Source organism: Fontibacillus panacisegetis (assembly GCF_900102215.1).
Classification (GTDB): Bacteria; Bacillota; Bacilli; order Paenibacillales; family Paenibacillaceae; genus Fontibacillus; species Fontibacillus panacisegetis.
The window spans coordinates 16,175-27,165 of sequence record NZ_FNBG01000044.1 but is presented as its reverse complement, the minus strand read 5'-3'; the positions used below and the strand labels follow the sequence as shown (position 1 = coordinate 27,165).

The window sequence follows — 10,991 nt, the reverse complement described above, 5'->3', positions numbered from 1 at the left end:
CCTTTCATGGCTACTTTTAAAAAACTGTATTTTTGCATCCTTTTCCTGATATCTTGCCTTTCCTCTGCTAAACAAGAAGCGTCCCTCAAAGTTATATTAGATAACTTTTGGGACAGCCTCTTATTTTTTAAGCGTCCTCAGTTCATCCGTCAGAAGCCGGAAGGCCACTTCGTCACCACTGGCCAAAGCTGTATCGATCTCACTATATATTTGTTCTGATCGATGTTTGCGTAACGCTTCGTCCCATACCATTTCTGCAGCCAAACTGAGCATTGCTTCATAAGTAACCTTCATCTGATCCATAGGATGCACCTCCAAACCATTGTTCAAGAGATCCTATATTCTTGTCCTTTCACCACATAGCCATCCGTCGTCCGTTTCATTCGCAGCAGATCGTTCTCTGTCAATTCACGTACAACTCTGGCAGGAGAACCTAGACAAAGAGTATAGGGCGGAATAACTGTATTTTCTGTAATAAGGGAACCTGCTCCTACTAAAGCATATTCACCAATTTGCGCACCGTTTAAGACAATCGCCCCCATACCGATTAATGTACCTTTGCCTATTGTACAACCGTGTATGATAGCGCCATGTCCTACCGAGACATCATCCATTACAATAAGTGGCTGGTCACTATTTACATGACCGATAGCTCCATCTTGAATATTGCAGCGATTACCGATCATTATTTTAGCCAAATCTCCGCGAAGTACTGCATTGTACCAGATCGAAGATTCAGAACCAATGGACACATCGCCTATTATCTTTACCCCTTCAGCTACAAACACCGTTGAGTCTACAATTGGCATTATGCCTTTATATCCAAGCAGCATGTTCTCCACTCCCCCATTCATGAATTGGGTGGATTGTAACAATACTACCTGTCAATTGTCAACACGACAAATTCCAGTGTGTCTGCGGCTCTAAATTTAACCTTTATAAAGCAGTTGAACTGTTGACGATCCAAATGGAGTCGTTTGAACATATCGCTCCCCGTACTCATCCTCACCAATTCGCAGCATCCCTAAATGAAGCATCATTCTTAGAATTCGTTCTTCATATATAGATGTGGGATTATCATAATAGAAGGGCCTGATTAAAGGTTCAATCCTTCTATAGAGCGAGTTTACTGTGACCCATTCTTTGGAGCAACGTTCACTCCAGTACACCAAAGAGAGCAGGTTAGGGATGGGACCTTTATAGAGTCTCAACCAAAAGCTGACAAAATGAATCATACTCTCCCGCTTTTCTTCAATTAAGTATTCTTCACCTGAGGATGTCAGTAACAATTTATCGCGATTCTCAGTGATTAACCCCTTGTAATAAGCATAGTCGTATAATAGTGCAAGCCTGTTAGGGTAATCTTTGAACCGTCTGCCATACCCAAACCTCCATCCCTTTCCTACCAGTTGTTCGGAGACATGGAATTTCTCCATAATTTGCAACTGATTGCGTCGATACATCACCCCTTCATTGTTCAAAGGAATTTCATGATGCTGTACATATTGCAGCAGTAATCTCAAATCATTTGCAAGCAATTCAGGCTCTTCCCGGTATATAGCAGGCTCACCCAGCGCCTTGATTACCTCTGATCTAAATTGCTGCTCCAATGCTACCCTAAACCTGTGTTTCAAATCCTCCGGAACTTCAAATAAATAACGAGTGTTATGGGTTCTCCCCTGAAATAACCAACCTTGCTTTCTGAATCTTGAGATGATATCTCGAGGGGTCTCCTTCTCTCTGGCGTCTTCCGTAAAACGCGACTGCTGAGCACAAGCGATAAGTTCTTCAAGACTGAACTGCCTACGCCCGTCAAAGAGCAGCATATTCAGAAACCGCAAATCCTCCATACTCATTCCCGCAACATGATGCTCGATAAATTCTCTGCGCCCGATCGTCTGCAGGATCGATTGAATTAACTCATGCTTGGAATTACCATTGCAGTCGCATTGGTAATGGTCTGCTATTCTGCTAAGCTGTCCGATGTCGGCAAAAGTAAGCATATCAGCCAAATTCATATCATACCGCCTCGCCGTTTTACTACCATTATGGGATTTTTTGCAGCATTTATTCCGTTTAACCAAAAAAAATAACCCAGCCAAAGCTGGATTATTTTGAATTCTCCAATATTTCTTCCAAATGACGAGTACAGTTATATAGCTGCATAATCCAGTCACTTTCTTTTTTCTCCAATACAGTCAGTGACAAATTACCGATTCGTTCCATACATTTCTCTTTATATAATGCAATATATAATTGAGCAAGCAGCGCGCCATGTGAAACAACAAGCACGTTACTGTCAGGATATCGATCACCAATGTCATTTAGAAAATCAAGCCCTCTGAGGCGGATGTCATCATCCTTTTCCTGTCCAAGATCAAGCAAATCCCATTCCTTGCCCCAACGAGTCTCTCTTTCAATAGCAGTCAGCCCCTCCACTTCACCAAAAGCGCGCTCCCTTAAGCGGGAATCTGGCTCATAAAGAGGAATATTCAGTTTATTCGCGATGATTTCTCCTGTCTCACGCGCCCGCGATAAATCACTTGTTAATACAAAATCCCAATGGTACTCGCTCTCTGTCACAAGTCGATCAGCTAATCGATGTGCCTGTCGTCTACCCTCATCATTTAATGGAATATCACTTTGTCCCTGAATTTTACCGATGACATTCCAGTCTGTCAGTCCGTGGCGAATTAATCCAACAAGCATATTCATCCTCCTAAATCTTATGCAAATAAAAATAAGAAACGCCCTCTTCCGCTCTTAAACGGAAAGGAGGCGTTATAAATTGTCCTATCTTCGATATCGGCGGATGCCTTTCCATGATACAAAGGCAAGAACAAGACCTGCTGTCGACAGCAACATCCAGTACTGCGGATATGTTGGCCCGAGCTGTACTACGAACGGATCAACAATCCCCCGTGATTCCGTAGGCAAGACAAAGGAAAAGTCCGAAGACATATCAGAATCCGTTGTCGCTACTGCTGCTGGTAATACACCAGTCATTGGTTTTACTTGGCTATTATTTTTGGCCCATCCCCCGACAACAAACAAAATGGAGCTGCACAGGAAAAGCACCAGAAAGCATGACGCCCAAATAACGACACGACGCCGTATTCGTTTCGTATAACTCGTATCCCTAACATCTGGAGCAAGCCACGGAGATTCCGCATAAATCCGGTCCATGACCCTGCGGTTTACTGCCTCCGCCTGCTCCTCACTGATTTCAATCGGTAAAGAGTTGACGGCCTCCGAGCTTTCTAGCCAAATTTGATATTCAGCCGCGCAGGATTCACAGCCCAGAACATGCCACTCCATCAGCTTACGCTGAGGATGATGTTCGGGTAGATCGGGAATCAATCCGAACAATTCTCGGGCCTCTTTACAATTCATCTGCTTTTCATCCCTTCGTATTGCTCATAAATCGGTTCATAAAAGTAGGGTTCAAGCTGGTTCTTAACACTGCTTCGCGCCCTGAACAGCAAAGACTTCACCGCACTAACGCTCTGTCCAAGGATGTTCGCTATTTCCTGATAGTCCAGTTGTTCATACTCACGTAAAATTAGTGCAGACCTCTGCTTCTCTGGTAAATTGTTAATCGCCTCACGTACCATGTCTACCTTCTCACTCCGTAAAACAGCTTGTTCCGGAACGATTTCACTCGGTGCAACTGGAACGTATCCACTTTCATCTAACGGGATGTTGCCGTTACGCTGCTTGCGCAGTTCGCTAAGTACTGTGTTCCTAGCAATCGTATACAACCAGGTGGAGAAAGAAGCATCCACCTCCCGGAAGGAGTGCAAGCTTCGAAATGCTTTATAGAACGTTTCCGAGCATAAGTCTTCTGCTAATAATTCCATGTGGGAGCTCTTTAACATGTGATACACGAAGGCTAATATCTTGCGTTGATATCGTCGCATCAGCTCCGAATACAACTCAGTATTGCCTTCTTTGATTTCTCGAATCAGTTGGGAATCCGTCATTGAGTGCGATCCTCCTCGCCCATCCATGCTCATCTTCCCGTTCGACTCTATCTCATTATTACCGAACAGGATTAAAAAAGTTGCGCTCTAATATGTAACAAATTTAAAATTTCCCCAAAAACATATCAGAATTACCTTACATGTTATAATCGATCAATATTATACCATAGAAGTCGGAATTAGAGAAATAGTTATCCGCCTTCACCATGCAATTCGCAAGAGAATGTTATATGATAGCATTGAACTGAATGTAACCTATGTAGCATCATTAGATAAAAAGGAAGGTTGCCGATAATGGAGATTCGTTTAGTCAAAAAAAGTGAACTGGAGCAGGCTGCTAAATTAGCAAATATCGTTTTTTGCAATGATGAGAACGGTCATATGGGGTCATGTTTTCCAACTTTATTCCAAGCAGGAATCCCTCATTCCTATGGAGCTTTTAGCCCGGAAGGCAATCTGGTCTCGTTTATGGGTATGGTACCTGTGGAGATAACGATTGGAGCCAAGAAATCTCTGAGAGCTTACTCTATCGGTGCGGTATGTACAGATCCGGCTTTTCGCGGACAAGGCCTAGCAAGCAAACTGCTTGCATCCTGTCGTCAGCATGCCCGAAAATCAGGTGCCTCGGTTATGTTTATTTCAGGTGACCGCTCCCTATATACAAGAGAAGGTAGTGTTTTTTTTGGAAACGCCAACAAAGTAACTATAAAGGAAGATGCAGTGAGCAAACACAATGTTAACTCCTCTCTGCCTTCATGGAATTATCGCGACATAGTGCCAGAAGATATTTTCACATTACATCATCTATTGACCAATAAATCGTCGTCTTTCCAGTGGGGGATCACTGAGTTACAGCAAAGCATTGGCACAAGTGCTTACGCCACCTTGAATAAGAAAATCCAGATCACTCGAATCGCATACTCAGACAATAACGAAATAGCTGCAGCGATCATATTAATGCTTCCTGGTGAAAATACACCTGTACAAGAGCAGCATATGGGACAGATCATAGAATGGGCCGGAAATCCTTTAGCAGCATATGAACTTATGTACGATGCAATTTCACGCTACCAGTTGGCATCTCTATCCGCAATTCTTCCTTGGCAAGATTCCGAGCTTATTGAACTACTTCAAAATGATCATGTTCAATCCGAGAAAGTGAACAATGCCGGAACCGTGCTTGTGGTCGATGAAGCTGCTCTCATTCAACAGGCTGGATTCGATAAGACTGTCACTGGGGAGACGTATATTAGTATTCTCGGCAATAACCGCTATGAATTGCATACTAAAGATGAAAAAGTTTTCATTGAAGGGATTGATCAACTGAGCTCTGTTATTTTCAATCCTGACACTGTTATTGATGTAAGCAAATCTTCTAGTCACAATCCATTTGCTATTCCGCTGCCTTATATGTATGGGCTGTACTTCATCTAAATAAAAGGGATGTTACACCATCCCTTTTATTGCTTATCATTACAGCACCGTCGCTTTGCCTCCATCAACATTAACCGATGTTCCCGTTACATAGGATGCAGCATCAGATACTAGAAAAGCAATGACATTCGCAGCTTCCTGCGCTTCACCGACCATAGCTTCTTCATTTCGAGCCACAATAGCAACCTGAGCGCCTTCTGCAGCAAGTGTCAGTGCCGTGGCCAGCCCGATTCCCTTGCTTCCACCGGTAATAACTACTTTTTTGTTCTGCAATCCCAAGTCCATTTATGTCACCATCCTTTTCATGTCCTATTTAAAAGTGTAGCATACCTAAAAATACAAAAAAAAGACCACTTCTTCACGAAGTGGACTTTGCTCACTAAGGAGCAATAGATATTGGATAGGAGTGGAGAGAAACCATACTGTACTTTTATTATATGTATCCGTTTTCATTCTGTCAACACATTTTTATTAGCGCTTACATTTTTGATTACAAGGCATTTGCCTTGTTGATGATTAGAAATATACCTTATATCCGATACCCTGCAGATGCTCTTTTGCTCGTTCCATTTCTGTCTCGTTACGGAAGGATAGACGAAGCAGACCCTGTACATCTTCTCTGTTCTCAATAATTTGCATATTGCTAAGATTGATATGTTGTTCCCCAAGCTCTGTAGCAATTTGACCAATAATACCCGGAGTGTCAGGAACATCAATATAAATATCAAACAGGGATGTAATTGCACCTTTACGACCTTCAGGAAGCTCACTACGGAAAAGATTTGCTTTCTGAAAAGCTTCTTCTATTCCTTCGCCATTCCGTTCCTCAAGCAAAGAGACAAATGTTGAAATTTCCCGGTTCCAGTCCTTTAATTGACCCAGCAACACATCTCGATTACTTAACAAAATGTCACGCCAAATGATGGGATCACTGGACGCGATCCGCGTAATATCTCGGAACCCTCCTGCTGCCAATGTACGATACAGTTCACTATTTGCGTTATAGTCACATATTTGGTTCACAAGCGCTACCGCAATAATATGCGGCAAATGGCTAATAGCTCCTACGATCTGATCATGCATTACAGGATCCACACGCACGATTTGAGCCCGGGTATAGGTCAGCAGCTTCTCTAGCCTGAAGTACGCTTCCTCAGGTACACTGGCTGGAGGTGTTAAAACATAAAATGCATTTTCAAACAACAGCGTTGTAGCAGCATCCACTCCAGAGCGCTCAGATCCAGCCATAGGATGCCCACCTATGAAATGTACATCATGACGTGCAAGCTTCTGGGCACAAGCAGCAACCGAAGCTTTTGTGCTGCCTACATCCGTAATAATGCAGCCAGGCTTCAGAGGAAGCCTGTACAGCTCCTGCAAGTATTCCTCCAGATTGCCTACCGGTACACACAAAAAAATGAAGTCGGCATCTTGTACCGCTTCTTCCATTGAGGACGTCGCGACGTCAACAACACCGCGCTCCAGCATTCTTTTTAAAGAATTTGGTCTTGGACTATGTCCAACGACCGTAAATCCAGGTTTGTCCTTAAGACATAATGCCAGCGATCCACCGATCAAGCCGACACCAAAAATAGTAATTTTAGTCGTCATATACATTCACTCGATTTCTACAGAGTTAAATAGTGCGGCGTTATCATCATTCGATGAAAAAGCAACTCGTTAAGGAACTGAATCACCAGAATCAGTCCCATTTGAGTTACTTCTTGCTTCATACGGATCTATACGTGAGCTTGTTTTACTGATAACACTTGTTCAAGAGCAGTAATAAACCTGGCATTCTGTTCAGCAGAACCAACCGTTACTCTAATATGGGTTGGATATACAGAGAATCCGGCACGAACAATAATACCTTTCTCCAAAAGCGAATGGAACATTTCAGTCGCTTTTGTTTTTACATCAACCATAATGAAATTACCATGAGCAGGGAAATAATCCAGTCCCAAACGATCGAACTGATCGTTCAAATAATGGATGCCGCTGCGATTTTTGTCCCGACATTCAGCCACAAATTCTACATCTGCAACAGAGGCTTTAGCAGCCGCTTGACCGATTCTGGAAGTGTTGAATGGTTCACGTACCTGATTGATCAGCTTGATTACTTTAGGCTGTCCGATACCATATCCAATTCGGAGGGAAGCCAGGCCATATATTTTGGAGAACGTGCGGAGCACAAGAAGATTTGGATATTTGGACAATAGGCTGATTCCATCCGAATATTCAGAATCCGTTACATATTCAGCATACGCTTCATCCAGAACGACCAGCACATGAGCCGGTACCGAGTCCAAAAAAGCCGTAAGCTTCTGATCAGACACAATCGTTCCAGTCGGGTTATTCGGATTACATATCCATACAATTTTCGTACGTTCTCCGATCTTGGCAAGCATAGCGTCCAAATCATGAACTCCATCCTTAAGCGGAACCTCAATGCTAATAGCCCCTTCAATATCTGCATTACTCTTATAGACTGAGAAGGTCTGATCGGCCATGACTGTCTCATCCTCCGGCAAGAAGAAAGCTCTTGCTGTGAGAGCGATGAGTTCATCTGAACCACAGCCAAAAATAATCTGATCCGTGTTCACTCCAAATTGTTTTGCAAGTAATCCCGTTAACTCTACAGCGCTGCCGTCAGGATACAGACTAATGTTTGACAGTTCACTCTCAATTGCTGCACGAACACGAGGGGAACAACCATATGGATTTTCATTTGAAGCAAGCTTGATGACTTCATCCAGACCAAGCTCACGCTTTACATCCTCTATTGGTTTACCAGGTTGATATACAGGCAGGTTTACTATATGGGGCTTAGGTAACATGTGTTTATTTCCTCCCTCGTTCACAATAATACATCTCAAGTATATTTATGAATTGCCTGATTTTAATTGTGCCACAAAGTCATGAATTTGCAACAATCCTTGTTCTTTTGTAGCCTCATCTTTCAATAATGGCAGTGTATCTTCAATTTTACGAACAATAGCACTACCTACTACAACACCGTCACAAAATTCCGAAAAATGACTAACCTGTTCATGACTAGAAATACCAAAGCCAACCGCAACAGGAAGATTCGTTTGCTCTTTAACCGATTTAATGAATTCATCCACGCTTTGATGAAATGATGCACGTTCTCCAGTTACTCCGACAGAAGAAACGCAATAAATGAATCCACGAGCGTACTCAACGATACGCGCAACACGATCTCGTGACGTTGGGGCTACCAGAGGTATTAACTTGATATTAAACTGATCCGCCAAACGAAGCACCTCTTGCGATTCCTCATATGGTAGATCAGGGATAATAAGACCGCTGATTCCCGCATCGTACACTAGTTCAAAAAATGATTCCAGCCCCAACTGCAGCACCGGATTGTAGTAAGTGAATAGCACATAGGGTAATTTAACTCCACGCTCTCTTGCTGCTTGTGCAATCTCTAAGCATTTAGGAATTGTAATCTGACGTACAAGAGCACGCTCTGAGGCACGCTGAATGACAGGACCATCAGCCAGTGGGTCGGAATAAGGGACTCCCAGTTCAACGATATCTGCACCAGCACGTTCCAATTGCAGAAGTATTTCAACTGTAGTCTCAGGATCCGGATCACCCATCGTAATAAATGGCATCAGGGCCGTTTTGCCCTCAGCTTTCAATGTCTCAAAGGTTTGATCCAACAGGTTCAATCCCACTTTAGTCATACTAATCCCTCTCCTTCCGTATAAGCCATAATTGACTCTACGTCCTTGTCACCACGACCTGATAGACAGATTACGATGACTTGATCACGAGTCATGGAAGGAGCTAGCTTCACAACCTGAGCAACAGCATGTGCCGACTCAAGTGCAGGAATAATACCTTCTGTGCGGCTCAGCAATTGCAGAGCATCCAGAGCTTCTTTATCCGTAATCGGATAGTATTTAGCACGTTTAATATCTTTCAAATAAGAGTGTTCAGGTCCAATTCCCGGATAATCCAATCCTGCCGAGATTGAATGCGCTGGCAGCACTTGACCAAATGCATCCTGTAGCAAATAACTCATTGAGCCCTGGAATACGCCTTTGGTTCCTTTTGTCATGGTTGCGGCATGATATTCCGTATCAACACCACGACCAGCAGCTTCTACGCCTACAAGCTGAACAGAAGTGTCTTCCACGAACGGATAGAACATGCCAATGGCGTTACTGCCGCCACCAACCGCAGCGACTAGCATTTCTGGCAAACGTCCTTCTGATTCAAGGATTTGACGACGAGTTTCATCCCCGATAATGCGTTGAAAGTTACGAACCATCATCGGATACGGATGAGGTCCCGTTGCAGAACCAAGAATATAAAACGTATCCTGGACATTGCTGACCCAGTAACGAAGCGCTTCATTACAAGCATCCTTCAACGTGCGGGTTCCTGACATGACAGGAACAACCTCTGCCCCAAGCAGCTTCATGCGAAATACGTTGAGCTGCTGACGTTTGGTATCCTCTTCCCCCATAAACACTTTACATTCCAAGCCTAACAGCGCAGCTACCGTTGCCGTAGCAACTCCATGCTGGCCTGCACCTGTCTCAGCGATCACTTTTTTCTTACCCATACGTTTAGCCAAAATTCCTTGGCCAATCGCGTTGTTGATTTTATGAGCACCCGTATGATTCAGGTCTTCGCGCTTCAAATAGATTTTTGCGCCGCCAAGCTGCTCCGTTAATCGCTCAGCATAATAGAGGGGAGTTTCCCGTCCCGAATACTGCTTCAGCAAATAATTGATTTCATTTTGAAAATCAGGATCATCTTGGTATTGCTTGTACGAATTTTCTAATTCGAATAAAGCATTCATTAATGTTTCAGGAACGTAACGACCTCCAAAAGGGCCGAATCTTCCGTGTTCGTCTGGAACTTGTGTCATATACCCTTCACCCTCTCCACAAATGCTGTCATCTTTATCAGATCTTTGACTCCATTAGTTTCAACACCACTGGACACGTCCACGCCGTCAGGCCCCATCGTCATTAACAAATCCTTAACGTTATCGGGATGAAGTCCTCCTGCCGCCAGAAAAAGAATTCCGTTGTTCCCTGCCCACGCCTTGTAAGGCGCAGCCAAATCCCAGGCAAACGTCATCCCTGATCCACCGCCATATTTGGGATCATACGTATCGAGAAGCAATCCGTCGATAACCCCTTCATAGGACTCCATTGTTAACCCACCGTGAAGTGACCCGTCATCTTTCACAGAGCATGCCTTGAAAACTTTAACACCAAGTTTCTCTCTTGCCTCTCGGCAAAATTCAGGACTCTCCGTGCCATGCAGCTGGATAATGTCAAGCGGCGCACTGTTCAAAATCTCTGACAGTTCTGACCATGTAGGATTTACGAAAACACCGACACTTTGCGGTATACTACCCGTTTTCCATTCCTTTAACACGGGTACAAGCTCCGCGGCTCTTGCCGTGGTAACTTGACGTTTGCTCTTCGCAAATACAAATCCGATGTAATCAACAGGTAAGTTTATCATAGATTTTAGCACTTCAACGGATTGAAGTCCACAAATTTTTACGGCTACTTCAGCCAT

Annotated in this window: 13 protein-coding genes; 1 reads left to right on the top strand and 12 read right to left on the bottom strand. The window is 43.7% G+C overall.

Annotated elements, in window-relative coordinates:
- Positions 1-120: 120 nt before the first annotated feature.
- The 6 genes from BLS49_RS22880 to BLS49_RS22855 form a co-directional block, all read right to left on the bottom strand.
- Positions 121-303: an IDEAL domain-containing protein gene (locus BLS49_RS22880; RefSeq protein WP_091236143.1), complete on the bottom strand. Its 183-nt coding sequence runs from the start codon at positions 301-303 to the stop codon at positions 121-123.
- A gap of 23 nt (positions 304-326) precedes the next feature.
- Positions 327-833, bottom strand: coding sequence for a gamma carbonic anhydrase family protein (locus BLS49_RS22875; protein WP_091236142.1), 507 nt, complete (start codon positions 831-833; stop codon positions 327-329).
- 96 nt (positions 834-929) lie between these two features.
- Positions 930-2,018, bottom strand: coding sequence for a hypothetical protein (locus tag BLS49_RS22870; RefSeq protein ID WP_091236141.1), 1,089 nt, complete (start codon positions 2,016-2,018; stop codon positions 930-932).
- A gap of 91 nt (positions 2,019-2,109) precedes the next feature.
- The gene (locus BLS49_RS22865; protein ID WP_091236139.1) at positions 2,110-2,709 is read right to left on the bottom strand and encodes a histidine phosphatase family protein; all 600 of its coding nucleotides are present in this window, start codon (positions 2,707-2,709) and stop codon (positions 2,110-2,112) included.
- 84 nt (positions 2,710-2,793) lie between these two features.
- Positions 2,794-3,393, bottom strand: coding sequence for an anti-sigma factor (locus tag BLS49_RS22860; protein ID WP_091236136.1), 600 nt, complete (start codon positions 3,391-3,393; stop codon positions 2,794-2,796).
- Positions 3,390-3,983 (bottom strand): RNA polymerase sigma factor, encoded by a 594-nt coding sequence (locus BLS49_RS22855; protein WP_091236134.1) that lies wholly within the window; start codon positions 3,981-3,983, stop codon positions 3,390-3,392. The genes BLS49_RS22860 and BLS49_RS22855 overlap by 4 nt, the downstream gene beginning before the upstream one ends.
- A gap of 294 nt (positions 3,984-4,277) precedes the next feature.
- Between BLS49_RS22855 and BLS49_RS22850 the strand changes: the two genes are divergently transcribed.
- Positions 4,278-5,417 (top strand): GNAT family N-acetyltransferase, encoded by a 1,140-nt coding sequence (locus BLS49_RS22850; RefSeq protein WP_091236132.1) that lies wholly within the window; start codon positions 4,278-4,280, stop codon positions 5,415-5,417.
- Between the two features lie 39 nt (positions 5,418-5,456).
- Here BLS49_RS22850 and BLS49_RS25565 read toward each other — a convergent pair whose 3' ends face one another.
- From BLS49_RS25565 to BLS49_RS22820, 6 genes are all read right to left on the bottom strand, one after another.
- Positions 5,457-5,702 (bottom strand): SDR family oxidoreductase, encoded by a 246-nt coding sequence (locus tag BLS49_RS25565; protein WP_091236129.1) that lies wholly within the window; start codon positions 5,700-5,702, stop codon positions 5,457-5,459.
- A 231-nt stretch (positions 5,703-5,933) separates the two neighbouring features.
- The gene (locus BLS49_RS22840) at positions 5,934-7,028 is read right to left on the bottom strand and encodes a prephenate dehydrogenase (protein ID WP_091236148.1); all 1,095 of its coding nucleotides are present in this window, start codon (positions 7,026-7,028) and stop codon (positions 5,934-5,936) included.
- Between the two features lie 128 nt (positions 7,029-7,156).
- On the bottom strand, positions 7,157-8,254 hold the full coding sequence (gene hisC, locus BLS49_RS22835; RefSeq protein WP_091236127.1) for a histidinol-phosphate transaminase: 1,098 nt from the start codon (positions 8,252-8,254) through the stop codon (positions 7,157-7,159).
- 45 nt (positions 8,255-8,299) lie between these two features.
- A complete protein-coding gene (gene trpA / locus BLS49_RS22830) occupies positions 8,300-9,115 on the bottom strand; it encodes a tryptophan synthase subunit alpha (protein WP_091236147.1) in 816 nt (271 codons plus the stop codon).
- Positions 9,116-9,126: 11 nt separating this feature from the next.
- Complete coding sequence (gene trpB, locus BLS49_RS22825) at positions 9,127-10,326, bottom strand: tryptophan synthase subunit beta (protein WP_091236125.1); 1,200 nt, start codon at positions 10,324-10,326, stop codon at positions 9,127-9,129.
- Complete coding sequence (locus BLS49_RS22820) at positions 10,323-10,991, bottom strand: phosphoribosylanthranilate isomerase (RefSeq protein ID WP_091236123.1); 669 nt, start codon at positions 10,989-10,991, stop codon at positions 10,323-10,325. Before BLS49_RS22820 ends, trpB begins: the two co-directional genes overlap by 4 nt.